35 protein-coding genes are annotated in these 25,624 nt (G+C 37.5%); 6 read left to right on the plus strand and 29 right to left on the minus strand.

Annotation, left to right across the window (positions count from 1 at the left end):
* Nucleotides 1-172: 172 nt before the first annotated feature.
* Entirely contained in the window at nucleotides 173-964 is a 792-nt protein-coding gene (locus QFZ77_RS36880; protein ID WP_307448705.1) for a DUF4230 domain-containing protein, read from the plus strand.
* Nucleotides 965-982: 18 nt separating this feature from the next.
* Here QFZ77_RS36880 and QFZ77_RS36885 read toward each other — a convergent pair whose 3' ends face one another.
* From QFZ77_RS36885 to QFZ77_RS36925, 9 genes are all read right to left on the minus strand, one after another.
* Entirely contained in the window at nucleotides 983-1,234 is a 252-nt protein-coding gene (locus QFZ77_RS36885) for a hypothetical protein (RefSeq protein ID WP_307448709.1), read from the minus strand.
* Nucleotides 1,235-1,437: 203 nt separating this feature from the next.
* Nucleotides 1,438-1,737 (minus strand): hypothetical protein, encoded by a 300-nt coding sequence (locus QFZ77_RS36890; RefSeq protein ID WP_171647389.1) that lies wholly within the window; start codon nucleotides 1,735-1,737, stop codon nucleotides 1,438-1,440.
* A 201-nt stretch (nucleotides 1,738-1,938) separates the two neighbouring features.
* A complete protein-coding gene (locus tag QFZ77_RS36895; RefSeq protein WP_307448715.1) occupies nucleotides 1,939-2,244 on the minus strand; it encodes a hypothetical protein in 306 nt (101 codons plus the stop codon).
* Between the two features lie 52 nt (nucleotides 2,245-2,296).
* Entirely contained in the window at nucleotides 2,297-2,548 is a 252-nt protein-coding gene (locus QFZ77_RS36900; RefSeq protein WP_307448718.1) for a hypothetical protein, read from the minus strand.
* Between the two features lie 153 nt (nucleotides 2,549-2,701).
* The gene (locus QFZ77_RS36905; protein ID WP_307448721.1) at nucleotides 2,702-3,538 is read right to left on the minus strand and encodes a hypothetical protein; all 837 of its coding nucleotides are present in this window, start codon (nucleotides 3,536-3,538) and stop codon (nucleotides 2,702-2,704) included.
* Between the two features lie 755 nt (nucleotides 3,539-4,293).
* The gene (locus QFZ77_RS36910) at nucleotides 4,294-4,779 is read right to left on the minus strand and encodes a hypothetical protein (protein WP_307448724.1); all 486 of its coding nucleotides are present in this window, start codon (nucleotides 4,777-4,779) and stop codon (nucleotides 4,294-4,296) included.
* Nucleotides 4,780-5,053: 274 nt separating this feature from the next.
* Nucleotides 5,054-5,941: an alpha/beta fold hydrolase gene (locus QFZ77_RS36915; RefSeq protein ID WP_307448727.1), complete on the minus strand. Its 888-nt coding sequence runs from the start codon at nucleotides 5,939-5,941 to the stop codon at nucleotides 5,054-5,056.
* Between the two features lie 64 nt (nucleotides 5,942-6,005).
* Entirely contained in the window at nucleotides 6,006-6,827 is an 822-nt protein-coding gene (locus QFZ77_RS36920) for an alpha/beta hydrolase family protein (protein WP_307448730.1), read from the minus strand.
* Nucleotides 6,828-7,016: 189 nt separating this feature from the next.
* A complete protein-coding gene (locus QFZ77_RS36925) occupies nucleotides 7,017-7,520 on the minus strand; it encodes a hypothetical protein (RefSeq protein ID WP_307448732.1) in 504 nt (167 codons plus the stop codon).
* A 242-nt stretch (nucleotides 7,521-7,762) separates the two neighbouring features.
* Between QFZ77_RS36925 and QFZ77_RS36930 the strand changes: the two genes are divergently transcribed.
* Nucleotides 7,763-8,161, plus strand: a complete 399-nt coding sequence (locus QFZ77_RS36930; RefSeq protein ID WP_307448734.1) for a hypothetical protein — start codon at nucleotides 7,763-7,765, stop codon at nucleotides 8,159-8,161.
* Between the two features lie 766 nt (nucleotides 8,162-8,927).
* On the opposite strand, the gene QFZ77_RS36935 is transcribed toward QFZ77_RS36930, so the two are convergent.
* The 3 genes from QFZ77_RS36935 to QFZ77_RS36945 all read right to left on the minus strand — a co-directional run bounded on the left by QFZ77_RS36935 (nucleotide 8,928) and on the right by QFZ77_RS36945 (nucleotide 10,847).
* On the minus strand, nucleotides 8,928-9,383 hold the full coding sequence (locus QFZ77_RS36935; protein ID WP_307448736.1) for a hypothetical protein: 456 nt from the start codon (nucleotides 9,381-9,383) through the stop codon (nucleotides 8,928-8,930).
* Nucleotides 9,384-9,503: 120 nt separating this feature from the next.
* Complete coding sequence (locus tag QFZ77_RS36940) at nucleotides 9,504-9,713, minus strand: hypothetical protein (RefSeq protein WP_307448739.1); 210 nt, start codon at nucleotides 9,711-9,713, stop codon at nucleotides 9,504-9,506.
* A 429-nt stretch (nucleotides 9,714-10,142) separates the two neighbouring features.
* On the minus strand, nucleotides 10,143-10,847 hold the full coding sequence (locus tag QFZ77_RS36945) for a hypothetical protein (RefSeq protein WP_307448742.1): 705 nt from the start codon (nucleotides 10,845-10,847) through the stop codon (nucleotides 10,143-10,145).
* A 146-nt stretch (nucleotides 10,848-10,993) separates the two neighbouring features.
* Here QFZ77_RS36945 and QFZ77_RS36950 point away from each other — a divergent pair, with 146 nt between their 5' ends.
* On the plus strand, nucleotides 10,994-11,419 hold the full coding sequence (locus QFZ77_RS36950; protein ID WP_307448745.1) for a DUF3888 domain-containing protein: 426 nt from the start codon (nucleotides 10,994-10,996) through the stop codon (nucleotides 11,417-11,419).
* Nucleotides 11,420-11,685: 266 nt separating this feature from the next.
* Here QFZ77_RS36950 and QFZ77_RS36955 read toward each other — a convergent pair whose 3' ends face one another.
* Nucleotides 11,686-11,958, minus strand: coding sequence for a YgiT-type zinc finger protein (locus tag QFZ77_RS36955; RefSeq protein WP_307448748.1), 273 nt, complete (start codon nucleotides 11,956-11,958; stop codon nucleotides 11,686-11,688).
* Nucleotides 11,959-12,140: 182 nt separating this feature from the next.
* On the opposite strand from QFZ77_RS36955, the gene QFZ77_RS36960 reads away from it, so the two are divergent.
* Nucleotides 12,141-12,488: a hypothetical protein gene (locus QFZ77_RS36960; protein ID WP_307448751.1), complete on the plus strand. Its 348-nt coding sequence runs from the start codon at nucleotides 12,141-12,143 to the stop codon at nucleotides 12,486-12,488.
* A gap of 584 nt (nucleotides 12,489-13,072) precedes the next feature.
* Here QFZ77_RS36960 and QFZ77_RS36965 read toward each other — a convergent pair.
* Both QFZ77_RS36965 and QFZ77_RS36970 read right to left on the minus strand, forming a co-directional pair.
* Nucleotides 13,073-13,549, minus strand: a complete 477-nt coding sequence (locus tag QFZ77_RS36965) for a hypothetical protein (RefSeq protein ID WP_307448754.1) — start codon at nucleotides 13,547-13,549, stop codon at nucleotides 13,073-13,075.
* Between the two features lie 271 nt (nucleotides 13,550-13,820).
* A complete protein-coding gene (locus tag QFZ77_RS36970; RefSeq protein ID WP_307448757.1) occupies nucleotides 13,821-14,171 on the minus strand; it encodes a hypothetical protein in 351 nt (116 codons plus the stop codon).
* A 357-nt stretch (nucleotides 14,172-14,528) separates the two neighbouring features.
* Here QFZ77_RS36970 and QFZ77_RS36975 point away from each other — a divergent pair, with 357 nt between their 5' ends.
* Complete coding sequence (locus QFZ77_RS36975) at nucleotides 14,529-15,752, plus strand: IS110 family RNA-guided transposase (RefSeq protein WP_307448760.1); 1,224 nt, start codon at nucleotides 14,529-14,531, stop codon at nucleotides 15,750-15,752.
* A 141-nt stretch (nucleotides 15,753-15,893) separates the two neighbouring features.
* Here the strand turns inward: QFZ77_RS36975 and QFZ77_RS36980 are convergent, their stop codons facing one another.
* The 3 genes from QFZ77_RS36980 to QFZ77_RS36990 all read right to left on the minus strand — a co-directional run bounded on the left by QFZ77_RS36980 (nucleotide 15,894) and on the right by QFZ77_RS36990 (nucleotide 17,938).
* Nucleotides 15,894-16,436: a hypothetical protein gene (locus tag QFZ77_RS36980; protein ID WP_307448763.1), complete on the minus strand. Its 543-nt coding sequence runs from the start codon at nucleotides 16,434-16,436 to the stop codon at nucleotides 15,894-15,896.
* Nucleotides 16,437-16,684: 248 nt separating this feature from the next.
* On the minus strand, nucleotides 16,685-17,149 hold the full coding sequence (locus tag QFZ77_RS36985; protein WP_307448766.1) for an arsenate reductase/protein-tyrosine-phosphatase family protein: 465 nt from the start codon (nucleotides 17,147-17,149) through the stop codon (nucleotides 16,685-16,687).
* Between the two features lie 327 nt (nucleotides 17,150-17,476).
* A complete protein-coding gene (locus tag QFZ77_RS36990) occupies nucleotides 17,477-17,938 on the minus strand; it encodes a hypothetical protein (RefSeq protein ID WP_307448769.1) in 462 nt (153 codons plus the stop codon).
* A gap of 174 nt (nucleotides 17,939-18,112) precedes the next feature.
* On the opposite strand from QFZ77_RS36990, the gene QFZ77_RS36995 reads away from it, so the two are divergent.
* Nucleotides 18,113-18,520, plus strand: a complete 408-nt coding sequence (locus QFZ77_RS36995) for a hypothetical protein (protein ID WP_307448772.1) — start codon at nucleotides 18,113-18,115, stop codon at nucleotides 18,518-18,520.
* A 215-nt stretch (nucleotides 18,521-18,735) separates the two neighbouring features.
* Here the strand turns inward: QFZ77_RS36995 and QFZ77_RS37000 are convergent, their stop codons facing one another.
* From QFZ77_RS37000 to QFZ77_RS37045, 11 genes are all read right to left on the minus strand, one after another.
* A complete protein-coding gene (locus QFZ77_RS37000; RefSeq protein ID WP_307448775.1) occupies nucleotides 18,736-19,731 on the minus strand; it encodes a serine hydrolase domain-containing protein in 996 nt (331 codons plus the stop codon).
* A gap of 145 nt (nucleotides 19,732-19,876) precedes the next feature.
* The gene (locus tag QFZ77_RS37005; protein ID WP_307448778.1) at nucleotides 19,877-20,416 is read right to left on the minus strand and encodes a hypothetical protein; all 540 of its coding nucleotides are present in this window, start codon (nucleotides 20,414-20,416) and stop codon (nucleotides 19,877-19,879) included.
* 389 nt (nucleotides 20,417-20,805) lie between these two features.
* Nucleotides 20,806-21,042, minus strand: a complete 237-nt coding sequence (locus tag QFZ77_RS37010; RefSeq protein ID WP_373462711.1) for a hypothetical protein — start codon at nucleotides 21,040-21,042, stop codon at nucleotides 20,806-20,808.
* Nucleotides 21,043-21,224: 182 nt separating this feature from the next.
* Nucleotides 21,225-21,758: a hypothetical protein gene (locus tag QFZ77_RS37015; RefSeq protein ID WP_307448780.1), complete on the minus strand. Its 534-nt coding sequence runs from the start codon at nucleotides 21,756-21,758 to the stop codon at nucleotides 21,225-21,227.
* A gap of 11 nt (nucleotides 21,759-21,769) precedes the next feature.
* Nucleotides 21,770-22,123 (minus strand): DUF3221 domain-containing protein, encoded by a 354-nt coding sequence (locus QFZ77_RS37020; RefSeq protein ID WP_307448783.1) that lies wholly within the window; start codon nucleotides 22,121-22,123, stop codon nucleotides 21,770-21,772.
* A 341-nt stretch (nucleotides 22,124-22,464) separates the two neighbouring features.
* The gene (locus QFZ77_RS37025) at nucleotides 22,465-22,635 is read right to left on the minus strand and encodes a hypothetical protein (protein WP_307448786.1); all 171 of its coding nucleotides are present in this window, start codon (nucleotides 22,633-22,635) and stop codon (nucleotides 22,465-22,467) included.
* Nucleotides 22,636-22,681: 46 nt separating this feature from the next.
* Nucleotides 22,682-22,852, minus strand: coding sequence for a DUF3221 domain-containing protein (locus tag QFZ77_RS38105; RefSeq protein WP_373462794.1), 171 nt, complete (start codon nucleotides 22,850-22,852; stop codon nucleotides 22,682-22,684).
* Nucleotides 22,853-23,312: 460 nt separating this feature from the next.
* The gene (locus QFZ77_RS37030) at nucleotides 23,313-23,528 is read right to left on the minus strand and encodes a hypothetical protein (RefSeq protein ID WP_307448789.1); all 216 of its coding nucleotides are present in this window, start codon (nucleotides 23,526-23,528) and stop codon (nucleotides 23,313-23,315) included.
* A gap of 212 nt (nucleotides 23,529-23,740) precedes the next feature.
* Nucleotides 23,741-23,944 carry a hypothetical protein gene (locus QFZ77_RS37035; RefSeq protein ID WP_307448791.1) on the minus strand — a complete coding sequence of 68 codons (204 nt, stop codon included), beginning with the start codon at nucleotides 23,942-23,944 and terminating at the stop codon, nucleotides 23,741-23,743.
* An 83-nt stretch (nucleotides 23,945-24,027) separates the two neighbouring features.
* Nucleotides 24,028-24,588, minus strand: a complete 561-nt coding sequence (locus QFZ77_RS37040) for a hypothetical protein (protein WP_307448793.1) — start codon at nucleotides 24,586-24,588, stop codon at nucleotides 24,028-24,030.
* Between the two features lie 241 nt (nucleotides 24,589-24,829).
* A complete protein-coding gene (locus QFZ77_RS37045) occupies nucleotides 24,830-25,582 on the minus strand; it encodes a hypothetical protein (RefSeq protein ID WP_307448796.1) in 753 nt (250 codons plus the stop codon).
* Nucleotides 25,583-25,624 lie beyond the last annotated feature (42 nt).

Consider the following 25,624-nt stretch of genomic DNA (forward strand, 5'->3'; position numbering starts at 1 on the left):
CGCCAAAGGAAAGTAGATCAGCGATGAGGAAATCAATGTGCTTGTTGCCTGTTTCTACTGAGTCTCGGACAGGGGAAAGTGGAAATAAATACTTTTTTAGATTTTTATGTGTGCTATTATATAAATAATTCCTCACATAATAGATTAGTAGATTAAAAGGATAAACATTGTAATGGTAAAAATGAAAGGTGGAAAAATGGATACAAATAGAGAAATTATAGAAGAAAAAGACGAAAAAATTGCACAGCTAGAAAGACAATTAATAGAAATAAAGGAAGCACAACAGCAAAGTGCTGCAACTATTGCGTTAGATCATAACTCAAGATCTTTATCTCCACCGAAAGGAATATTTAAGTCTTTCTTAAAAGTTCTTGGATTGATGATCATTTTTGCCATCCTTGTTTTTTTAGTCATCACTTCAGGAGGAATTTGGCGGCTATTTGCGGGCAGTACCTTCAAACAAGAGTCTGTCACGTTTGTTGAACAAGTTCAAGAGCTTGCCACATTGGCAACAGCTGAAGCTCATATGAAAGTGGTTCTAAGCCAAGAGGATAATAAGATTTTCGGGAAAGACATCTCTATTAATCTGCCAGGAACAAAGCGAAAACTACTATTAGTTGTACCTGCGACGGTTATTGCTGGTGTTGATTTGAAAGGGATTACTTCTAAGGACATGGTTATTAATGAAGAAACAAAAGAAATAGATATTACCCTTCCTCATGCAAAGCTTATCCAGGACCCATCAGTACAGATGGATAAAATACAAACCTTTGACAATGGTGGGCTTTTCCGTGGTGATATTAAATGGGATGAGGGGTTTGACCTGGCCGCTAAGGCACAAGAGCAAATTCGTCAAGAAGCCATCTCTGATGGTTTACTAGATACTGCAGAGAAAAGTGCAGAAAAAGTGTTAAAGGAATTTTTTAAGAATATTGGTTATACGGTAAATGTCACGTTTAACTAATAGGACGGCCTACCCATGCTACTTGGGACAGGCCTCTATGGAATACATTATCATTGCAATCGATTGGTTTAAAGCCAAATCCTCAATTACAAATGCACCTTTATCAGAGTCAGTGAGATACCCTGCTATTTTCTTACTGTGCTCCTCTTTATCTTGTTCTGTCATACTAACTACATCCGAAAGTGAATACCCATCATTTTTCAAGTCGATTAGCACTAAAAACTCGTGGTCATTTATATTAGCTTTTCGTATGTTTAGCATCTCTTTCATGGACTCCCCCCTACTATTAATTCATGTTTAGTTTGGTAAATTCGGTGTTTACCAGAATTATCCTGACCGTTAGTGTGGAAAAGGCAGTTCAATCATGAACTGCCACGGTGTCTTTATTTAGCTATCGTGTCCCGTTAGCGTAACAGGGCTACGAAATCGTTCGGCTGCCCTTTGTTGCTTTTCGCTCTATAGTTTTCCTGTAGTTAATCCGACCAGCCCATACACTTAATACCTAAAAACACAAACCCGATACCGAGTAGGATATAAATAACTTTAACTAACCACCAAGGTAATGCTCTTAATAACGCACCAATTGAATTAACGACAAAAAAGATTATCCATACAAAAAATGAATCGGCAACACCTTCAATATCACGTAATTTTAATTCTTTGGCAATAGTATCTTGTTTGCGTTTTTCACTTTTAACAACTATTATGCCTAATGTAAGAAAAACGAAAGCGATAAACCAGCAAATAATGGCACCAATCAGCCGTAAGGTCAAACCTCCACCTCCGAGTTAGTTGTAATATTCCGTTCATATATTTTTTCCATAATTCAGAAATTGAAACTCTACTGCTCATTAGCGTAAAAAAGGACTGCCATTCGGCAACCGCATGGATGTGCTTTTCTTATAATCTCCCGACCACTTGAGCATGTTACCTTTAGAGGTGAATTTTTCATGACTAAAAAAATGCAATCTTAATTAGGAGATAACGACCTGCGTCACAAACTTCTCAAAACCTATTAAGTCATACCCGGCGAACCAAATCTTAACTTGCTCCCCCACCTTGATGCTAGTGAAATTCGAACGAGCTCCCTTTTTCCATACTTGTGTGAATTTAAGCAGTCGATATTTTACCCCATCCACATTTACGTACCAAATCTCGTTAACACCCTCGCCGGTTCTCTCTACACCTGTGACTCTTCCTCTAATATCACCTTTACCAGGATCAATGGCAGTAATCTCAAATCGAATACCAAATGCTTTTCCAGGGTAAGTAAATAACATATTACCATCGCTCCACACCTTAACCGTTGATCCAATTTTTACGTTTTCGGCTTTAAACGCTTTTATACTCTATATCTGCATTCTCCAACATGCTATACCAAGCGGCTTCTGGCGTTTTCTTATCTTGATCTAGGAATTTGTCAGATGAAACAATTAGAAACCTTTCTTCGTTGTTGTCGATAGCGGTGATTTTTCCAATCATATTGGGCGGAGTCGTATTTCTTGAAATATCCGCATTCTCATCACAACTAGTAATTATTGATACCAGAACTAATGGAAATATCCATTTTATTAGTTTTTTCATATTGTTCCCCTCTAAACTGACCGTTACAGTGCTAGGCGATTCCACTTTAGCATGTATTCACTGTGATTGAATACATGAATCATTTTCCACTAAACTGCCCGTTAACAGGCTGCCGAATTATCGGCAGCCCTTCTTGGTTCCAAGCTTTTCGTATTAATCAATATTGAATTTAGGATTGTTTTTTTTCGGATTTTCACTTATCTGTTTTAAGACTTTCGCAGCTCTTGCTTGAACTTCATTGTTGGGATAATTATTTTTAATGTTGCTTAGTGGCTGAATAAATGAACTAAATTCCAATAACTTTGCTGCCTGTATACCAGCGTTAATCATATTTTGCGGTTGGTTTACATCAAGCATTGATATGATTATATTCTCATTCATTTGCAGCGAGTAACTTATAATATCGGAATCATTCTGATTTTCTACAATGACTTTTATTGAATTCGGTGTTCCAATTATTCCGAGTGCATATATGGTACTACCGTAAATTTCTTGACTATTTGTTGTTTGCAGAATCGTTGCCATTTCATCAACATATTGTTCGCCGTATCCCTCCTTTGCCGATTTAACAACTGCTATTCGAATGGATTGTTCATTGTATTTGTCCGGATGTTTAAGAATATTACTGATTTCTTTCTCTGAGTTTTGAAATGAGTAAAACAAGACAGATATTAGTATGATTGCGCAAGAAACTATACCTATTCTAGAAAGATAAATTAATATTTTTTTCCTTTTTGTAGAGTGGATAATTGAATCAATAATCAATCCGATACAACACCAAAAAAACACATTCAGAAAATAAAATAACCATATTAACATTTGATATGATAAGAACCGTTTAAAAAAAGATGAATAATCTTCTAAAACCAATAAAAGTGGACTTGTCATAAAAAGCAATAAGTTCTTATCGTCATAGCCAGACAGATTATATAAACAAATACCTAATGCAAACAAAGTAAGCCAAAAACTAAAAAATTTGAATACCCTCACCAATAATCACATCCTTTTCGATAACTTTTCTAATTGACTTAAAGTCTCTTCTCTATCAAATGAGCTAAACCATCGGTAATCATCATCATCGTTATCCGTTAGTTGAATGATCTGTACACTTTTTACTTGTGATACGGCTCACCAAATGAATCAATGAATCATAAGATTTACATATCCATCATATAAAGAGCCACTCCAAACAAAAAAAGAATGGACTCAAATGGAATAATTAAATGTCTCAGATTTTTAAAACATAAATAGTTCAAATAAATCGCAGTACTTATATATAGTATCCAAAGAAGTATGACTAGAATTATATTTTGTAATTTTGGGGGGCCACATAAAAAAGCACAATTCATTAATAGAACCAAACTTATACCTATGCATATAGGTAACCAAAGTAACATGATGATATTAGTTATTAAATACCATGGCCACCTCATAATAATCACCTATTCTTGTAAAATACGTTCACTAAACAAATTTCATCAAGTCTTTAACCCCTTGCTTCTTTACTTATCATGCTTAAAACCGCAGCAAGGCGAATCTGTCAAATTCCTCACAACAAACTATACAGTATTTAGGTTTATTTAATTAGTACTATCTTCTTCTAGTACCTGCTAAAATGCTTTCATAAATCTGCCCGTTAACGTAATGAAGCTGCCGATCGTGCCGGCAGCTTCATTCATTGATGCTTATTCAACTATAGTTCTCCGTTTGCGTAGACAATGATGCAGACGAGCATCTAGATGTTCTTATTTTTCTTCTTCCCAACCTTCATTTATCCATTTATACACTTCTGGTGATTTTGCTCGAATCTTGTTCGAATCAATACTTAGAACGATTTCACTTTTAGCTGGGGTGCAGGTCTTTGAACCACTGCCGTCGGCATTTGTTTGTGAAACACAGTCATACGCAGGTTCAACAGTTATCATCTTGCCATCATTCGTCTTTAAGCTTATTACCATTGGGTAGCCATGCTTTCCATATTCCGTTTGACCACTGATAGGTTTTGAAGCGTTTATCCACCCAATAATTTTTGAAATGGTGGTTTTCCCAGCTCCATCATTGTTTTGAACCAAAGGGGAATCTTTCGTTCCTGACAAGACCCCGACAACCTGTAATGACGATATATCTTCAGCCTTAAGCAACTGTCTATTTGAAGCATTTAAATTTGGGTTACAAGCAGACATGACAATTATAATCAAAACGATAAATGGAACAACAACGATTTTTCTCATTAGTTCCCCCCTTCAATACACGTTTTCTTTCACTTCATGACCAATTTCTTTATTGCTAATGACATATTTCAATAGACGAAGTAAAGCTCAGGTAAGTTCCACTATACGCCTTTTAAATGAATAGTAAAAAAAAGAACCACAGCAACGGGCTGAGGGTCTGAGTATTTATATTTAAAGGGGGTCGAGTTTTATTATAGGCTTTATTCATTAATGCCACATGAATATAAGATTTCATTTTTGTTACAATTACTTAACTCTCGTTCTCCGTTAGAGTTTAACGAAGCGGAGTGTTCTTAACAAATGCCTGAATTGCTTCTGCATAGTATTCTGGTTCCTCATGACGAGGCATATGAGCAGAGTTGACACAAATAACGACCGTTCTATTTTGTACCTTATTTAAAAACTCTTCTGTTTGAAGTTCACTACAAATCGGATCATACTTACCTTTAATCAACAATACAGGACAAGTGATGTTTGTAAGTTTATCAAGGACTGGTTGTTTGAGAACTTGATCGTTAATTTTATTCTGAAACATTTTCTGCTTTTGCCAATCATAGTGCTGAATTTCCGACTGTTCCACAATGTCGTTGAAAAAATGGGGATTTAGAGATCGAATGTAAACCTGATCACGTTTCTCGGAAATTTCATTGAAAATACTAAATAACTCTTGTTTAGAGTAGTTGTATGCGTCTTTACACCGATCAGCAAGTTTGTCTTGACCATCTTCTCTATATAACTTCTCAGCCTTCTTGACCACTGACTGTAATGATTCAAGCATATCAAATGTTGGGCATTCCAAAACCACCTGTTCAATCACATCAGGGAATTGATAAGCATATTCAACAGCCAAATAACCTCCAAAGGAATGCCCGATAAGCCCCCAACGATCAATTTTAAAATGATCTCTTATAAATTCGAAATCATTGATTAAATTTTGTATAGAAAAGTCTTCGATCTCCTCAATCGCATCGGATCGCAAACAACCTCTTTGGTCAATGGAGATTAAATGGATAAAAGGGGATAGCCGTTGAGCTTGAGTAAGATTGAAGTCATACGAACCAACACCAGGTCCTCCATGTAGGTATAAGAATGTCGGCAGACTATTATCGCCATATTCCTCATAATAAATCTTCTTATTTTCTACTGAAATATATCCGTTCATCTTGTTCACTCCATCCCTTTACAGCATCCATTTAATGGTGTTATAGCAAAAAAGGATCATTTCTTCAGCATAAACTTATTGAGCTATAGTTCTCCGTCCCTCGGTTTAGCTTAATATCCAGCTCGTCCAATAATCCCAAGTTTTTTGAACGCAGGGCTTTTCCATGTCCTACTCCATCAACCAAGAGGAGTTCAGTTTTTGTCGCCCCGACAGCAATTAAATTGTTATAAAAATTCTCTGTATGGAAGGAGCGAATAGTTTTGTCTTCCTGACCATGAACTAAAAGTATTTTACGATTACGTAGGGTTTCAATGTATACAGATGGATTTAAAACACTATTACCTCTTAAAAAGTCACTCCACTCACTCTCATCAATATCCCGAAAAACGTTTTCATGACATCTCTTTAAATACGGCAAGAGTGTTGTTAGGTCGTCTTCAGGCTGAGTTGTATTTGTATTTTGATTTGCTGGTTTAAGTAATGGGCAAAATAAAACCGCTGATTCAGCTAAGTCTGTCAATGCAAGCGTACTTGCCGCTACCCCACCACCATAACTATTCCCTACCAACACAAGTCGATTATATGACCATTCAACCGCCTTTTCAGTAGCTAAATCTGTTGCTTTACCTTTTGAAAGAAGTTCTAGTCCTTTAATTGCTCCTTGTATTGAGCTTGAAGGACCAAACTTTCCGTAACTTTGCCAACTCCCTGGATACCTTGCTTGTAAAACAATAAATCCAGCATTTGAAAGAGGTATTGCCATATCTTCTGCGATAGGTGTATTGGGTAGACCTGGGCACCAAACGATTCCAACTCCATTGGCATTCTCAGGTTCGGGTAAAAACAAATCACCAAGAATGTCGTCATTTCGTACGAAGGCATGCACGGTTATATACACCTCTTCTAAAACGTTTTACTTTCATTGTAACAGGAATTTCCAAAGGACTTTACATTTTTTATTGAGAATACTGCCCGTTAGCACAACAGGCCACCGAGTTTATCACCGGTAGCCTGTTTGATCTTTGTTATGAAGCTATCGTTCCTCGTTAGCTTAATCATATTGTCATATGCCATCTTAAAATGAGCCGCTCCCACAGGCAATCAAATTCCATTCTGATAACATAGGAATGGAGCCCCGCACAGTGCCTGAGGGTGTAATAGCGCAAATTTGACCAGGCTTATTTCCCGAACTAACGGAAACAACTGCCGATACATTCAAGGGCTCACCGTTGACTTTAAAAGTTAGGTCTGCGTGTACGGAACAGACGCATCCATCATCATAATCAGCTCTAATGTTGTCGTAATTCAGCAACCGGAAACCTTCTTCATGGAGTTTTCGCATTTTTTCGAGATCGATGGGGCTTCCATACGACTCTGCAGCCTTACCAAAATCTTTCGACTGTACGGCCTTCAAAAACGCGGCGGTATTCTTTTCTACTTTTATTTTTTGTAGTAAGACTATCCCTTGGTGTACTAACAAAAAAACAATCCATAGCAGTATCAAAGAAGCGCCTATTCTCCATATTAGCTTCAAAACATAAACACCATCCACCCCAAAATAGTTTAACTTATTTTCCATTTTATACCAAAACTATATGAAATCCAATTCCTACTTTAAATTGCTCTTTAAGGATAGTAACGTTTGAAGTAATCTGCCCGTTAGCGTGGAAACGGCAGCCGATCGATCATTGGCAGGCTGCCGCGGTCTCTCTATCAGCTATCGATCCCAGTTAACTTAATAATCGGCCACATTCTCCGAATAGTTTCCGTAAATTTTACAAATAATACCATAAAACCTAATTTAGAGAGGATGATTAATTTTTGAGAAAATCATTATTGATGCTGGTTTTAGCCTTTCTATTCCTTAATTTAGCCCCTAATACTGCAGAAGGCAATCAGAGTAATCCACTCACTCCTGAAGAGAAGTCTTTCCTGTGGTATAAAGATTTTGTAAGCTCGTGTCTAGGACCGAACATTATGGAATCGATTAAAATGGAGTATAACATCTCTCAGGGGGGCTACGGCTATGAAAATAGATATGAGAAAAATAAAATAAGTTACGGGCTGCAAGAGGGATATGATGGATTTGTTATTGTTGTTTATGTAAGACCTAACGATGTTGATCACCTTGATCGATTAACGTTTTATGTAAAACCCCAACTAATCCAATATGGAAAAGGTATCAAATTATTAAAGTATGAAAGAGCAGTCGATTCGTAATAAATTAAATAAGTTCAATCGAGAGAGTAATATCTTTTATTGCTCGCTTTAACGAAACCAGGTAGCAACTGCCGTGTGGCGAATTGCTACCTGGTTATTGCGCTAACGTCTTCCGTTAGCTTAGCCTATTTTCTGATTATTTTTAAATAAGTACCTTTAGTTGAATAGCAAAAAAAGGACCCACAGCAACGGGGCTGAGGGTCTAAGTTTTATATTTTAAAGGGGGTCGACCTTTATTATAAGCATGATTCATTAATGCCACATGAAAATAAGATTTCAATCATGTTACATTTACTTAACTCTTGTTTTCCGTTAGCTCAATTGACTTGGATTCGAGATAATGCAACCATCACTCGCTCGTGTAAGAAAAAGAAACTGGATGTCCACGTCACCCTTACGGAAGTCTGACTGTCGCTTGCTTACTTATTTTTTTTCAAATCCTCTCTAATTTTCTTTACCTCATTGTAAATTTTAGATATTTGAAACCACGAATAGATAGAAGTGAGGAATATGAGGAATACAAGAAAGTTTATTATCGCTTGTATTGATGGCAAATTAAGTCCTCCTTTCCAAATTTGAGTATCATCTAATTTAATTAAGCAGTATAGAATTATTAGACGCAATAAGATTATTATAGTTGCATTATCTCCGTTACTTCAATGAAATCAAAAAGAAGCCGCCTCGAAGCAGCTCCTGTACTAAAGTTTTCCGTTAGTAATAAAAAGGAAAACAATCAAACTATATCTTTCCCTTCCCCTTCCCCTTCTTACTGACCATCATTTTTTTCTGTTATCCTATTACATTCTGTGACAACAAATCCTAAATCATAGTTGTGACGAAATGTGATTTGAAATTTTTCTGCTTTTTTTTCTATGTCATTGTTAATTACTCTGTGAACACTTGCCGTGACATCCAATTCAGAAAAACCGCCATCAACTGTTCTCATATTCGTTACTTTAAATGGCTCGAAACTATAAAGGTATTCTTTGCCTGGTTTTAAGTATTTGTTTTCTTCGAGAGCGAATAGTGTCCTCCTTTGCAATTCGGTTGTCAACATACGCTCCAATTGTTCTTCTCGCGTTTGTGGAAACTCCCAAAAAGCAATCCATTCGATCGAATCCTTCCCTTTAGTCGCTTCATCATGCGGATGAGCAATTGCTAACTGAACTGATAATATAGCCGCAATGGAAAGAACTAGAATCGACATCAATTTTTTACTCATACAATCACCTCTACTTGTTTTTCCTCATTTTGGGCAGGTTTATGTACTTAAGATTATTCTGATAAACTGCCTGTTCAATGAAAAACAGGGAGCAACTGCCCGCGGCAGTCGGTTCCCTGTTTAATTCACTTTTTTTTTAGTTCCAGTATTTATTATATTCTCTACTACTAATTCACTGCCGAACTGCGGCGAGCCAAAAATTATTTCAACATAATCAACGACTGCTCCATGCTCTACATATCCCGTAACCCTTACATTGAAACCACCATGGCCATCCTTTCTTACACCAGCTATTTCATAGGATGAAGCTCTAACGTCCCAGAACTTCAAAATGACCCCCTTTTCTATTCGTGAGTAAAGTTCGAACAACATTGCCTCGTTCATCAAAGCTATGTTTTCATTGGGGGGCAACATTCGGATCATATGGGCTTATATTCTTCAGTTCTCCTATGTTAGGAGCTGCTACCACCGAATCATCAAATGCTGACATAGCAGCAATAATTACAATCAGAAATACGCAAAGCTGTAGTATGATTGAATTTTTTAATCCCCTCCAAAACATAGGAAAAACACCTCCTTTTTTGGGTATTTTACCCGTAAGGTTATTCAAGTATCCTGCCCGTTAGCCATCCATGCATCCCTTCCTCTGCACCACAGAGCATTAAAGTCAGTTCGTTCTTTCATGGTAGTTAAATGAGCAAAAAGAGGAGCTGCCGCGATGCAAGCTCCTTCACTATCGTTCTGCGTTAGCGCAATACACTACAGAGGATCCACTTTATAATCATATTCGTATCCATCTGGAGTTACTAATTGGATAAGATAAGCTTCTTTTGGGTTTAAAGGCAACAGGTCAGAAGTTTTAATCGCTAGAACCTGCAAACCAGATCTTTTTGGTTCAGAAATTATAACTATTTGGTTACCTTTGTTTTTTATTTTTTTAACATCAGCCTGCATGATAACAAACACTGCTTTTTCATTTACTTTTGTTTCTGGGAAACTAACATTATGCAATTCCTCTTCAAGTCCAAGTGAGTTGGTTAAACCAAACCAAATTCCAGCACTTTGAAATCCAATAAATATGCGGTGCGTAGTATCGTATAAGTTTCCAGGAACGTAACTCCATCTGCCTCCCCAAAATGTAGAATGCCAGTTTTTATTATAAACGGGACGTTCCCAATTGCGATCATCCAATCCTATTTCATAATGCAGCTCTTTTCCACTTTGAATTACATCTTTGACTGGATAAATCACTTTTGGTAAATCGAGATGTTGAAAATCAGATTGAAAGAAATTCCGGGGCTTATCAGGCTCTAGTCTTTTCAATCTTTTGGTTAATTCATCTACCTTTTCTTGCAACCTTTGAACCTGATTATTAGTTTCTGCAGGTTGTGATTCAGCACGAACAATCGGTAAAAATAAAGTCATCAACATGATAAACAAAACCATAAAGAATTTGCGATTCATATGTCCCACCTCATTAGGATATCCTAACCAATTCGCTGGACCTTTATTAATGTAATCTGCCCGTTAGTTTAGCAAGAAGCCTTATTAATCAAAAACAACCCAACAGGGAAAAGTAATGGTAATCCCATGTAGATGAGGTGTAAGTAATGAGAAAATCAATTATCGCTCTTATTCTAGCCATCACACTTATTATTCCTATTCAAAATAAAACCGTATTAGCAACCAAACCAACCCAAGACTCAACACAGCTTAAGTTGCAGGATATGCTAATGGTATTTTTAACACCATATATTTATAAAGATGTGAGTGAATATTATAAATCGTCATTAAAATTCAATCCGATTATTGAGCCGTGGCGGATTGATGTCATACAAGCTAAAAGAGTCACTGGTTTTCGAGGTTTTGATTTTTCATTAATAATTGAAGTAGAACCTACTATGGGACAACATGTGCTCGTTGGGAAAGATCGAATTGAATACCAATTATCTTTTGGACCATCTGTTAAATTGATAAAGTTCACCCATTTAACGACATATGAATTGCCTCCAGATTTGAAGGATATCTTGCGGTAGTCGAATAACACACAGCAAAAGCTAAATTGGCTGGTACTGTGTGTTATTTGCCATCTACAATTTATTGTTCAACTGCACTAAATGGCCCGTTAGCACAAAAGGCTGCACGCGGCAGCCTTATTACGTTTGTTCAACTATAGTTCTGCGTTAGTTGAATCTTGAGACGTTATGGTTAGCAGTTCTGTTTGATTACTGCTACTCTCACCTTCAAGAAGTAGAACTCAGAATATAACATCTTCGTATTAACCTGCTTAACACCTTCGAGACTAAGTGGTGGTTACTTTTGGCAGGAAATCTTGAAGTGTAAAATTCTGCTTTAGATCTTTCAAAGAGACGTGGACTTGACCAATGATTTTCATCTTGACCAAATGCCTTGCGTAACCCGCTACCAATGCGCCATCACCAATTAAAATCTGTTCATCACAATCACATTTTTGAACGGGAACATCAGTAACAACTAATGTGCCCCTCTTAAATGGACGTTCTGTTGAAGTAGTTATATGTATATTTTCTCCTTTACACCGGTCACAGTGAGACATACAAGCATCCCCTCCTATAACCTTTATTTTATCATGGGTTTGATATTTCACAAAAGGTTTAGTAATTATCCAAATACTGTATTAATATGACGACTAATCTAACCGATAAATTATTGTATATGATGTTGTTATAGTGGTAGTAGTGTACGTAATTCTTTTTAAGATACGAGAGGTGTGGTGAGATGAAGGGCGGTCTAAAGTTATTTGCTATGTTAGTATTCCTATTTGGTTTCCCAGCGATTATTGCACTGACCGGCGTATTTGGCCTTGTGATCGGGATCTTTTCTCCATTAATTCTTAGTTACATTTTTCTGGTCAAGCGGCTTGAAAGTCGGAGACAAGCTTTGGGAGTTTTGGTAGGCCAATGCCTATTGGGTGCGTTAGTATTAGGCATGCTAATAGGTAAAGTGTCAGATAATGGGCTACTTGTTGCCGAAGGTATTTATGCTGTAGCGATGGTAGTATTTAACTTCGTAATGAGGAATCCTGCTCCCTATTGGAAAAAGAAGTGGAAGGATTATAGAAACTAGTGGGTATAACATAACTCAAGAATAACTAATAAGCTGGTGTTCCGACTTGATGGGACGTCAGCTTATTAGTTATGTTTGCGTTAATTGTAAATACAATTATAGACTGAGCGCAATAGCTGAGTTCGTTGTTGGCTGCCGATCGTGGCCGTAATAACCTGCGCATCTGAAGCGTGTGTGTATTGCGGCACATATCTGGCTGCCTTCGCTTACACGTTGATGTTCCCGACCATTACAACACTTGTTCGCCTCCAAAAGAGAATCTAGCCAGTCTACAGCTATATTCTTTGTATATCTATCGTCATCTCAAAACGCTTTCTATCCCCAACTTGAGTGAAGTCGAATTTTCTACTTTACAGTTTTACTAACAGCAAGCAAATGCTTCAAATTAAGAACTTAATGCAAAGAAATAGTTCAAGTCACAACGGCCCTGATAAGGGGCTTTTTTTATAGGTTCATAAACTTTTCTTATATGGATATAATTTACTTTTATCGAACGAAAAACGTATGGATTTAGACCACACGTTTCACTGCTGTTTCCGCCGTTAATCCTCAACTATTGTTTTCCGTTAATTTAATAAAAATGTTTAGAAAGAAGCACCACAGACCAGTTGGTTCCATACTACTATTTCCGAGATTGAACCGGGTTTTGTTCCTGAAGGATGAACAGCACAAATTTGCTTAGGTTTACCTCTTGAACTGAATGTGAGAATAGCCATAACTTTCAACGGTTTTCCATCAACCTCGATAGTCAGATCTGCATGCCCTGTTCCGAAAGTTCCATCGTCATAATCGGCTTTTACATTTTCATATGCCAGGAGTTTAAATCCTTCTTTCTCATGCAGTTTCTGAATTTCGTCCACCCAGGTATTCTTATCTATCGACCCGTCAAACAGTCTTTCAGCTTCCCTATACTCTTGAGTCTTAATTGCATTTAAGAATGCAACGGTTTTCTTTTGTATTGCTAACGGGTTCCACGCCAAGGTAGCTTGATAGACCAAGAAAAACATGAACAGCAAGAGCATGAAAGGAATACCTATTTTCAACGCGAACTTCATTGTCATTTTGGATGACCCCTTCATTTAATCTTCTAGCATCTAGTCTATTATCCATATTATACCTATATGGTCAATCCAAAGCAAAACGAAAGTCTGTTATTGTTTCAAGCTAAATATAGTAGCAAAGTTAGCATTTTGTCAGGAGTCCGTCAAATCCTCCTTAATTCACTATCCTGCCCGTTCAACGGACAACGGCAGCCGATCTTGTAGTGGCCGGCTGCCGTCGTGCCATCATTGAACTATAGTTCTCCGTTAGAGCGTAACGTCGTTTCTAATTTTATAATGGATTGTCACATTTCCACTCGCTTACCAATCTTCTGAAATCATCTAAATACTTACCGAGTTGTATCTCAAGATTTTTGATTCCGATAATGTCTACCTCATGAACAGAGTCGAATAGTTCGTCATCCGTAACATCCCAATCATTATCTAGATATTTTGAAGCCACCTCATATTTTCTCAAATAAAATCTAGCCGAGTTAGGCTCAATCTTATTTAAGAATTTCTGTTTATTTATAACTTGTACTTTTACGAAAGCACGATTCATTTCAGAGGTAGCCTCAAGTTCACAAGCTAGGCCAATCCCCGTCAATAAATTATTAATTTGACGTGTATCAAAGACCTGCACACTCCTCACTTCCTCCGCTTTTTTTCAACAATAGTTAAACACTTTATTATTTCATATTGGGTCAACTGCCGAGGATCTGCACCATGCTTATTGTACTAAAGTTTCCGTTAGCCATCCATGCCCCTATCGGGGCACCACGGAATAATGAAAATTTTTTTAGTAGGTTTTATAATTATAGTACGGCTGGCGAGGAAGGTCGTTGAACTATGGTGCCTTGAGCCCTACCGTTAGTCTGACTACAGCGACCCCGGTGTACCACGGACTGTTGCTCCTTCTTGGGAAGCACGCAGGGTAGATTAACCCTTTATTGGTTTGCTGCACCAGCCTCAATTTATTGGCCGTAGAAAGGTGATTCACATGCAAGTACTCATTGAACGAGCATGCGGTTTAGATGTTCACAAAAAAACCATCACAGCTTGTATCGTTACTCCAGAAGGAAAGGAGATCAAGACATTTCACACTCACACCGTCTATCTGCTTAAACTGATCGACTGGATGAAGGAACATCGCTGTACGCATGTAGCTATGGAAAGTACAGGCGTCTTTTGGAAACCTATCGTCAACTTGCTTGAAGCCGAGGACATTCAATACCTTGTCGTAAATGCGGCGCACATGAAGGCTGTTCCTGGGAGGAAGACGGATGTAAAAGATGCTGAATGGATCGCAGACCTTTTACGTCACGGATTACTTACTGCAAGTTATATTCCAGATCGTAACCAGCGTGAGATGCGTGAGTTAGTTCGTTACCGGCGCAGTTTAATTCAAGAGCGAGCTCGTGAGCATAACCGGGTACAAAAGGTCTTAGAAGGAGCAAACATTAAGCTTGCCTCTGTCGCCACTGACATTATGGGTCTTTCCAGTCGAGACATGATGAATGCGATGATTAATGGCGAAGAAGATCCGGAAAAACTCGCAAGCTTTGCACGCGGAGTCATGAAGAAAAAGAAGGAAGAACTTGAGCTTGCACTTCGGGGTAAGATGAGTGCACATCAACGCCTCATGCTAAAAACTATGCTTACCCACGTTGATTTCCTCAATGAACAAATCGCGGAATTGGATGCGGAGGTAGCTGGGCGGCTAGACCCTTTTCAGGAAGACATTGATCGACTAGATACGATTCCCGGGATTGCCAGACGTACCGCTGAACAAATATTAGCCGAAATTGGAACAAATGTCGGTTCACGGTTTCCAAGTGCAGCCCACCTTTGCTCATGGATCGGTCTTGTGCCAGGCCACAACGAAAGTGCCGGTAAACGAAAACCCTCGAAAACTCGCAAAGGAAACAAATATCTCCGATCGGCACTTCTTGAAGCTTCACAATCCGTATGCAGATCTGACAATTATCTCGGAGCCCTATATAGGCGAATCGCAGCACGTAAAGGTGGTCGTAAAGCGGCTGTTGCTGTTGCACACGCCATCATGAAGATCGCCTATCATCTTTTAACTCGCAATGAAGATTACCGAGATTTAGGTGCTGATTATTTTGAAAAACGACAGCAAGATTTCATCGTCAAACAATCCGTTCGTAGACTAGAGAATCTTGGTTTTACAGTAACAATCGCTGCTCCCGACGCCTCATAATACCTCGCTCATATTAAAACATGAGACGCAGCCTTTTGAAAAAAAACGTCATAGCTGCGCCTAGTTTCGTATTGCCATTTTTAGTGCTCTGCTATGTGAGATTTTCAGGGTAGTTCAGTGTTGGGTTGAAAATACGGGTACTCATATTGAGCCTTCACTTAAAACAAAATAGTTCCAACCGACTAATGGCACTACCTTTACTTCATCTATAAATAGCTTCTTTGCACCATTGGTATAACGGTGTTGCTTATTAAATCCTTTAGCTCCAGTATAAGGATTAACAACCCATGCACCACTCAAAGTAATAGAATTGAGTTTCTTGACAATCTTTTTCCATACCTTTAAAAACTCAGCAGTTTCTGTCTGGGTTGCTAAAATGGACTCCTGCAGTTGATTATCCGAATATTTTCCAATAGTTATTAGAAGATAATCTGGATTTTCATCGAAATAATCCATATAGCTGTTTGTGCGTATATTAGGTTTATTAATATGCAAACAAACCCTGTTTGTATTGCAAAATGGTATATCTTCTAGAGCATCATCAACTTCATCTAATAAGTGTGCTGCAAATGATGGAAACAATTCAACCATAACAATATACAAGTTATACTCTTTTGCACATTCTTTTATAAACTTTATTGTCTCATCCGGCACAGCATGAAATTGCACATTTATCTTTGTCATAATGCCTCCCTTTACCTTAGCCAATATTCCCTTATTATTGCCATGTATTACCCGTTTGTTAACCAAATCTGCCCTTTACCTTAATAAACAAAGCAGGTCGCCACGGCGCCTGCTTTGTTTGTCTATCTCTATGCAACTAACGTTTCCCGTTAGCACAATAAGACTTCCATTACCCCTTTGGCTTATTCTTATACTGACTTAATTTTTATAATAACAATTTACTAAATAAAAAAAATTGAACCCACTCTTTAATAGGCGTTCTGTTGTTCTATATTCCGTATGATACTGGGCGTTGCTTCATAAAAGTAATGAACCAATTTATTTATTTGATCAACAAAATCTTCACTATTGGGAGCACCGATATTCACTGCTGTTTTTTCACCTTTATATACTTCATTGAATAATGGGATTTCACGATTGTATCGCTCTTTAATATAATCTCTATGAAGTTCACTCATAGCAATAATTATATCGTGCTCCTTAAAACACTTTTCATCGAAGAGAGTTCTTTTGAAGTCAGTTGTGTCAATATTTAGTTCGTTCATTATATAAAAATGAATATTGGAATACTTACTAATATCACTATCAGCTCTTATGCCAGCCGAAGCAACCTTAATTGAAGTTATATTATTTCTTTGGAGAAAATCCTTTACACAAAATTCAGCTATTACGCTTCGAGTGAAATTATCGGTACATACAAACATAATATTCATTAAGACCAACTCCATTATAAAACCATTTTATGGAATTATAACAAATGGAAATGGTTGATTGCCAGTAGTATTTTTTGATAGGTTATTATACTAATCTGTCCATTACTTAAGTGAAATCAAAAAGGAGCTGCTTCAATGCAGCACCTAAGCTATAGTTACCCGTTAATGACCCGACCAGTCTAATACTTATTTCCTTGTCTACGACCAAGCCCCTGTAATGGAGCTGTGGCGAGATGAACATAAGAAAAGCACCATTGTGTGATGATGCCTTTGTAACGCATTATCTATTTATTTCTAATGCCTTAACAATATGTCTGTCCGTTCTTCTCATAGCGATTGCAACCAATCAAACAATTGTTTAGACTGTAATAATTTTGTTTCTTCGCCCTGACTGTATCTCAAGTAACCGTCGATTGGCTTACAAATGTATTCCGTCGAATCTGCATTTTTTCTCACATCACACTTATGAGCATATGAAATATAGATATTCTCGCCATTTTTAACATCAATTCGTAATAAGTCTGGATAGCCATGTACAACAATATCGTTCTCAACATTATTTTCTGTTGCATTATTTATCCAATTAACTACATTGATTATTTTATGCTTTTCCCAAAACCTCTTAGCCTTATAAGTTTTTGTGTATGCACCATGTAAACCCTTGCTGATTTGAATTGAAACAACATCAGTAGTATTCAATCTTTGAGGGATTTCGATGTTTGCAGAAACAACCGAATTAGGCAAATTCAATATCAAAACAACAATCACTAAACAATATAATTTTCTCATATAATCCCACCCATAACGCTTTGTATATATTATTCCCATAAATTTATGCACTAACACATTACTCCATTCTCTCTCCACGAACGCTTCACAAGCCTTCGCATAACCGCATGGATAGACCATAAATAAATAATTTTCTACCGAGTTGAGCATTTTAGCAATTGAGGTGAAATTTGCATGATTAAAAAACTAACTATCAATGTAGTAACTGCTTTTTTTCTTTTGATATTCAATGGAGTAGCTTATGCACAACAACCATCTTTAATGAGCATTAAAACTATTCCTGCTCCTGAAGGTAATTGGGTCTATTTGCCTGAAGGTGATGGACAGATGGTTATTCATGTATCTACTGCATATTCAAATACATTTAAAGTTTGGAGAGTTCCTACTGGAACACAGCAATGGGAAAATCGAATTCTTATTTGTAATGAAAAAGGAAACAAATTTGACTGGACTTGTGTCTGGAGATATACCAAGGACGATACTATTCACGACCATTTTGTTGTTGAAGCTTCTGGAGAAGGTGGGAGTATCAAAGGTAGTATTAATGTAACTCGTAGGCATGACGAAAATCATCCTCAATAATTTTTAGTTCACACACCCACTTGCCCTATTCAACATCAGTAGAAGGGATTCCTACACGCTCTCAAGGGCAAAAGAAAAAGCACAACCTCATGGATTGTACTTGTTGATTGAAACTTAAATTTTATTAAACTAACGTTTCCGTTAGTTCAATCTAGTTCAATATTCTCCCTATGTGTAATTAGGGTTTTCATTAACGACGAGTTGCATCACACTTATTATAAAATCAACAGATCTCTTATTCTCTCAAACAACTCATATGAATTTACCTTCTCGTAATTCCACAACATGATTATATTCACTTTTTTCTCAGGAAATTGCCAAATGTCTGCTTTATATCCCGGAGATCCTCCAGGAATCCACCTAAAATTATTACCCAAAAACCAACCATAACCATACTTAAATTTAGGATCAAAATCTACAGATGCATATGGTGTAAACATAATATCTCTAGAAGCTCCTGATAGAATTGTTTCGTTTAAAATAGCTTCACACCATATATTGAGATCCCTAACAGTTGAATATAATTCACCTGGTGCTTCAATTTCAACTAATTTATCGTAATCTGCGTTCCTAAATTCTCCGTTTTCAATCGTGTATCCATACGCGCGATTAACAACAATTTGTCGGGGATTATGAAGTCCGGTACTTTTCATATTTAGTGGATTAAAAAATATTTCATTTAGTAAGGTTTCAAATGTTTTTCCTGTAACTGCCTCAAGTATATACCCCATCATAATAAAACCTGTACTGTTATATTTCCATCCTACACCTGGGACAAACAGTTGCTCCTGATTACTCAAATAATTAAGAAAATCACCTTTTTCGTTGTTCAACTTGCTCATTTCAAATCGAATGTTCGGTATCGCATAAATATCATATAATCCAGAGGTGTGAGATATTAGATGGTGTAATGTGATTTTATGATGCACATGTTTGAGCGTATCAATATAAATTCCTGGATGTGCATGTAGATTAATTACAGCTTCTTCATGAAGTTTAATAGCAGCGGCAGCTATGAACATTTTTGTTACTGATGCAATAAAAAACTTCATGTCCAGAGTATTTTCAACACCGAACTGCATATTAGCCTTACCATATGCTTTCTCAAATAATACTTTACCATCTTGTGACACTAGTAAAGTGCCACTCAAATGGTTTTCTATTTTATAATTTTCAACTATCTTGTTTATTTCATCCCAAACATTAACCATACAAATACCTCCTCTTTATTGGTAGGGAAAAAATAAATACATATAACTATTCTGCCCGATAGCGTAGTGAAGAGCTGCCACGCGGCAGCCCTTCAAATGTTTAACTATCGTTCTGCGCTAACGTACCGCTTGAAATTACATTTTTTCATCCACCATGAAACACACCAATTATGGTTTCACCATCAACGTCATACAGCGGAATATCACGACCACCTGGCGATCTACTGTTTTGTATCGAAATGGCTTCCTCGGGTGATTTTGGTTGCTCACCGTCTATGTCTTTTTTTAACACATATCCTTTTGTGCCATCCACACCTATAGCACTGATTAATTCAGGTACCGTTTCTGGAGAAGTAGCATCTGTGGCAGAACCGTACGTCTGTCCGCTTTTATTTTTAGGATAGTTCATATTCTTAGCGCCAATATGAAACGAACCAATTATGGTTTTCTCATCAACATCATACAGTGGGACATCACGACCAGGTTCACTGAGATAATCTTTTTTCAGCACATATCCTGCAATGCCATTCACACTTACTGCATGGATTAAATCAGGTAGCATTTCAACAGAAGTGGATTCTTCAGCATAACCGTATGTCTTTTCATTTTCATTTTCAGGATAGTTAGAAAAATTTGTATGGCTTTCATTAATCGTACTCTTAGCATATGTGCTTTGAAATGCCATTGCACCTCCCACTACACAAACGATAAAAACAATACTAATTAATATTCTGATGCCTTTAGAACACGTCCTCACTTTGTTCTCACTCCTCAATCTATAGCCCTTCATCTCGTCCGTTTCACTTCTTATACGACACCAAATAATGGAAAGTTGCACTAAACTGCCCTTCGTTGAGCTATAGTTCCCTGTTAGCCATACAGCAGCGCAAGATCAGCGCTGTACCACAGAGGATGATTGGCTCTAGCGGTGACGTATAAGCGCTGCAAGACAAGAGGGAAAACGGCAGCCGCCGTTGGAGCTGTCTTGTCACCCGACATTTTTTATTGTCGCGAGTTGTCTTGTCGGATGACAAGAACTTGAGGACATAAATGACAGTTCGATAAAAAAGAGGATTAACTGCTGTTATTGTAGTTATGCTTTTGTTGAAGTCCTTCTACCCATCGTTGCAGCTTTTCAAACCCTTCTACGCTGTTATTAAACGAGAGATGTCGATTCGAAAGCACGATCCCGCGATAATTCGTAGCTTGAGCCACATGCGTCTCTTTGGCCATGTCTATACCTACAACAAGATGAGATGTGGTAATTCGTTCAATTCGTTGATTTTGTACCTCTGATTGTTTAAACTTCATAGTAAGAGCGCCTCCTTGATGGTGTTGGGTTAAGAACACGTCGACAAACCCATCATACCGAGGCGCTCCTTTTTTGACAAAGGCTATTTCTTAGCCTTAACAGGAATGTTTACTTCAACGGACAACGGCAGCCATTTGTGTACCGGCTGCCGTCGTATTGGTGATTGAACTATAGTTCCTCTTCAGCGTAATTGCTTAATCAGGCTTACTCGGATTACATCATCCCAAATTGGCCCACGTCGAACCTCTTGATACCCAATATTTATATTAAGCTCGATGACATGATTATTTGTTTCTTCTGTATGTGTATAAATTAAATTAACTTTATGTTTTTGAGCTTCTTCCTCCAAATCAATTTGAAATAGGTTTCTGTCTAACTCATTGTAAATTGTTTTCCACGGATACACGGAATCCCTATTTGCTATGGAATACATTATCATTGCAATTGGTTTGCCGGAAGCAGAATCCTCAATAACAAACGCACCTTTATCTGAATCAGTGAGATACCCTTCTATTTTCTTACTATGTTCCTCTTTATTTTGTTCTGTCATATCAATTACATCCGAAAGTGTGTACCCATCATTTTTCAAGTCAATTGAAACTAAAAACTCGTGGTCAGTTATATTAGATTTTCGTATGTTTAGTATTCTTTCACCTCCGCTATCGTTCTTCATTAGCTTAACGACGATACGATTATTGATTTGGTTCTCATTCACAAACTACCTAATTATTCCTTTTGTCTTTCTATCTTATCAGCTACAATTTGAGGGGGATCAGATTGCATCACAGCATATTCGCCTTTATCATTTGTTTTGGGAGTTACATTAACTTTTTCGCCTACTCTTAGTTCGTTATAGAGTTGGGAATCTTCAACAATATAATTGACGAATTCGACTTTATTATTTTTGAGGGTAGCATAGTTACTTTCAGAATCCTTCCGAGAAATATTCTTCGCCACTAAGATTCTTTGGTCTTCCTTAGAAATAATATAATTCCCCTTTTCGGCTTCGGACGAAGTACTACAACCACTATGCATACATAAGACAAGTACAAAAGTTACTCCTAAAACTAACTTTTTCAATGTTTTTTTCCTCCTCGTAAACAAAACCTACCTTCTTTAGAAGACGGATCTATGGGAAATTTGTTGCCTTAAACTGCCCGTTAATGACCCGACCAGTCTAATACTTATTTCCTAGGCTACGACCAAGCACCAGTAATGAAGCTGTGGCGAGTATGATGGGCATAAAAAAGCACCATCTAAAAATGATGCTTGATGGTGTTGCACCGCGACATACTATGTATATGGAACTTCTCTTTTATATGAACCCTGATTTCAAGTTCTTCGAGTGACCCATACCTTATATATAAATTTGCCTTCAGACTAAACTTTGTCAGCATGAGCATGGAATCGGTCTATGTTAGCTAAGTAAAAAGTAACACATATGCGGCTTTCTCGTCAGTAGTTGTATATCCATCAAACGCACCCATATTTATGTCATTGCTTATAGAATGCCCCCATTCTTCTGCCTCCCAAAGAGTATCAAAAATCATGGAGTCTTGTTTACAGTTTGATTCATGCCAAATGGTACTCAAATTAAACCTCCTTCAAATTGAACCTCTCATGAAATCCATCTTTTATTTACTTATTTGATTGTATTTCAATTTTCACCACTGAAGCTTGACCAGGGTAACTTAGAAAGGTAATACCCACTGACCATGCCTTTACCTGTTGACCAATGGATAAGTCGCTAAATACCTGTAACTGTTTACTATCCTTTACCACTATTTTTCCATCTTCAGTTAAAGTGATCCAAGTCGCATCTGGATTTTCACTATTCCCTACCTCTTTTCGTGATTTTCAATAAGAACTTTTTTATTTACCTTATCAGTTTTGATGATTTCGCCTATAATATTGGCTTCTTGTCTACAACATTGAATAACTCTAAGTTTCAAGGGAAACTCCTTACCAACAAATTTAAACAGTGATTTTTTAATTGAATTTATTTCTTCACTAGACAGATTCTTCTCAAATTCACCAAACTTTCAAATCTCTACTTCAAGATGTTCTTGAGTTGAACCAACAGACATTAACCTAATTGAATATGTTCGCCATAATTCATCTCAGTAATTTCTTAACTTTTCCTGAATTATTCGCAATTCTTCACTTGTAAATTCTTTTTGTTTTGTGGTTACACTTTCACCATTAGCAGATGTTATCGCAATGGTTTTCGTAGCCTCATTCCACTGGACTTCTCCGCCTGTTGCCTCAACTACGCTTTAACTGGAAGATACGATGTGCCATTAAGAATGACTGGAGTTAGTACGACACCATCACTGTCTTTGGGTACCCAAGCGTTATTATTGAGTGTAAATTTGAAATCATGGTTTAAGTATGCCTGGATGCTTTCCACACCTCCTGACGCATAGCTGGTAATCCCAAATGCCATAATGCAGGCACTTATAACCGCAATTTTCTTCCATCTCATTTTTATTCACCTTCCAGAAATATTTCTTTTTCAAGCAATAATCAAGGAGCAAGATGCTTCAACATTAATACGGTAATTACTGGGAAATGTTGCATCCATGTTGAAGAATCCTGCCCGTTACTTCAACAGACAAAGGCAGCCGATCGTTTGCCGGCTGCCGTCATGTCGTTATTGAACTATAGTTTCCGTTAGCGTAACGATTGATTAGATTATCATTTTTCAAAAAATGTTCTGACAACCCGTACTATTATTGTAATACCACATGCTACAAAGAAAACAAAACCTAAATAACGGAACATAGTTTCGACATGATCTAAAACACCACTCCAAAAAAAGAAACTCGGAATAGGCATTAGCAGTAGAACGGTACCGACAACAAAGCCGTAGAAAAATATCCGAGTGTTGTCTTTGCTCATTATTAAAGCCACCTTTCCAATCCTTGCTGCTGTTACTGAACTATCGTATCCGTTAGTTGAATAGCATTTTAATTTCTATTTGTTTATTCATAACCACCCTCAGCTTTGGGTAATTCTTTATAAGAATCCTTACCCGCAACTATATGTTGGATGAATGTTCGTAATCCTAGTAGTTGCTTTGCATCGCTCGTTACGTCACAATTTTTATCTGACCAAGTAAATGTTTTTGTTTCTCCATCTACACTAATTTTCCAACTGTCTTCATTATAGGGGATGCTAGAACAATTCTTGTTAGTTGGTACCAACTCTTTCGTTCCCATGATATTTATCTCTCTCATATTCTCATAAATGCTGCGCATCTCTTCTAAGGTAAAAGTGATTTTTGCTGTTATATCTCCGTTCATTATCAAATCTTTTGTAACCGTATCTTGATAGGTATTGATTTCATTTTTAGTAATCTCACCATATCCGAAACGAACCGCGAAATCGAAATCGGTGGGCATTACTTTTGGCATTTTGTTCTGTTGCGCAACAGCTTCCTTTTTCTGATTCTCGATATTAGAGCTTGCCGCCAAATCTGTTTCCGTACTACAAGCAGTAATTATAAATAGTAATACAAATAACAATGAGCATAGTTGTTTCATTTTAAACACTCCTCCAATTATTTCCAAGTAAATATATAGACGAAAATGGGAGACAATTGTTGCACTATCCTGCCCGTTAGCGCAATGACGGCTGCCCCGCGGCAGCCGTATTGGTGTTGAACTATCGTTCTCCGTCCCTCAATCAGTATCAGCAGATCAATCAAAAAGTCCACTTTTGAGTAGCTCATAAGTGAACTCTGTCCATTTCCTGTTACTTCTCACTGCCGCACCTCATGTTGTATTACATATCTTTCGTCATCACTTGATCTGTATTTTTCAGAATCATTGACTTTTTCGTCGGATCATATCTGAAGTGATAAACGTTAATGAAATCCTGTCCCGCCCCATATCCACCGGTAACGATAAATCCTCCATTGGCAACCTTTAATGGCCGGTGCGGCAATTGGCTTATAGCAATCCAATTCACTCCGGGTTTTATCTCAAGCGATATCGGAAAAGCCTTCCCATTACTCACTCCGAATAGGTAAGTTTCGAGACCATGACAATCTGTATAACGAGGAACATAGGCAAATATATCCGTATCTTCAAAGGTAAATGACTGCATGATGACTGGCGAATCTTTTGGTTGTACAATTTCGAAGTCAATTGGAAATGTCATAATTTGTGTTAAGGTTTCCCCAGATTCCCATACCATTTCATAGTCCCCAGACCAACGGAGATCAGTTTCAACCCCATAACAACTAGGTGCCCCTAGAGGGGCTACGCTCGCTTTTTTCGCAGGTTTGACGAGAAGTCGCCCATCCGAATGCGTCCCTATTGCTCTTATTGATTGATCTTCTTTTAATAAGTTTGCCTCTGTAGTTGTTGGAGACGGAACTGGCATTGAGCTGGGAGGAAACTTAGATACAGATGGCATTGGGGTATCCGACAATACTATCGAAGAGGTACCATTATCAAGGTTCGCCATCCTATGACCACATCCCGTAAGCACTAGAACGAATAATAATACCCCCAGCGGAATAACGTTTTTCACATAGATAGTCTCCTTTTCGCGGCTAGATAGCCTTTCTAACGC

Origin of the sequence: Paenibacillus sp. V4I3, from assembly GCF_030817215.1 — a bacterium.
Lineage (GTDB): Bacteria > Bacillota > Bacilli > Paenibacillales > NBRC-103111 > Paenibacillus_E.

Coding starts and splice junctions, on each gene's coding strand:
- QFZ77_RS36880 (WP_307448705.1), top strand. CDS start 173: ATGGTAAAAATGAAAGGTGGAAAAATGGATACAAATAGAGAAATTATA.
- QFZ77_RS36885 (WP_307448709.1), bottom strand. CDS start 1,234: ATGAAAGAGATGCTAAACATACGAAAAGCTAATATAAATGACCACGAG.
- QFZ77_RS36895 (WP_307448715.1), bottom strand. CDS start 2,244: ATGTTATTTACTTACCCTGGAAAAGCATTTGGTATTCGATTTGAGATT.
- QFZ77_RS36900 (WP_307448718.1), bottom strand. CDS start 2,548: ATGAAAAAACTAATAAAATGGATATTTCCATTAGTTCTGGTATCAATA.
- QFZ77_RS36910 (WP_307448724.1), bottom strand. CDS start 4,779: ATGAGAAAAATCGTTGTTGTTCCATTTATCGTTTTGATTATAATTGTC.
- QFZ77_RS36915 (WP_307448727.1), bottom strand. CDS start 5,941: ATGAACGGATATATTTCAGTAGAAAATAAGAAGATTTATTATGAGGAA.
- QFZ77_RS36925 (WP_307448732.1), bottom strand. CDS start 7,520: ATGGAAAATAAGTTAAACTATTTTGGGGTGGATGGTGTTTATGTTTTG.
- QFZ77_RS36935 (WP_307448736.1), bottom strand. CDS start 9,383: ATGAGTAAAAAATTGATGTCGATTCTAGTTCTTTCCATTGCGGCTATA.
- QFZ77_RS36945 (WP_307448742.1), bottom strand. CDS start 10,847: ATGAATCGCAAATTCTTTATGGTTTTGTTTATCATGTTGATGACTTTA.
- QFZ77_RS36950 (WP_307448745.1), top strand. CDS start 10,994: ATGAGAAAATCAATTATCGCTCTTATTCTAGCCATCACACTTATTATT.
- QFZ77_RS36955 (WP_307448748.1), bottom strand. CDS start 11,958: ATGTCTCACTGTGACCGGTGTAAAGGAGAAAATATACATATAACTACT.
- QFZ77_RS36960 (WP_307448751.1), top strand. CDS start 12,141: ATGAAGGGCGGTCTAAAGTTATTTGCTATGTTAGTATTCCTATTTGGT.
- QFZ77_RS36965 (WP_307448754.1), bottom strand. CDS start 13,549: ATGACAATGAAGTTCGCGTTGAAAATAGGTATTCCTTTCATGCTCTTG.
- QFZ77_RS36975 (WP_307448760.1), top strand. CDS start 14,529: ATGCAAGTACTCATTGAACGAGCATGCGGTTTAGATGTTCACAAAAAA.
- QFZ77_RS36980 (WP_307448763.1), bottom strand. CDS start 16,436: ATGACAAAGATAAATGTGCAATTTCATGCTGTGCCGGATGAGACAATA.
- QFZ77_RS36985 (WP_307448766.1), bottom strand. CDS start 17,149: ATGAATATTATGTTTGTATGTACCGATAATTTCACTCGAAGCGTAATA.
- QFZ77_RS36990 (WP_307448769.1), bottom strand. CDS start 17,938: ATGAGAAAATTATATTGTTTAGTGATTGTTGTTTTGATATTGAATTTG.
- QFZ77_RS36995 (WP_307448772.1), top strand. CDS start 18,113: ATGATTAAAAAACTAACTATCAATGTAGTAACTGCTTTTTTTCTTTTG.
- QFZ77_RS37000 (WP_307448775.1), bottom strand. CDS start 19,731: ATGGTTAATGTTTGGGATGAAATAAACAAGATAGTTGAAAATTATAAA.
- QFZ77_RS37005 (WP_307448778.1), bottom strand. CDS start 20,416: ATGGCATTTCAAAGCACATATGCTAAGAGTACGATTAATGAAAGCCAT.
- QFZ77_RS37010 (WP_373462711.1), bottom strand. CDS start 21,042: ATGAAGTTTAAACAATCAGAGGTACAAAATCAACGAATTGAACGAATT.
- QFZ77_RS37030 (WP_307448789.1), bottom strand. CDS start 23,528: ATGAGATGGAAGAAAATTGCGGTTATAAGTGCCTGCATTATGGCATTT.
- QFZ77_RS37035 (WP_307448791.1), bottom strand. CDS start 23,944: ATGAGCAAAGACAACACTCGGATATTTTTCTACGGCTTTGTTGTCGGT.
- QFZ77_RS37040 (WP_307448793.1), bottom strand. CDS start 24,588: ATGAAACAACTATGCTCATTGTTATTTGTATTACTATTTATAATTACT.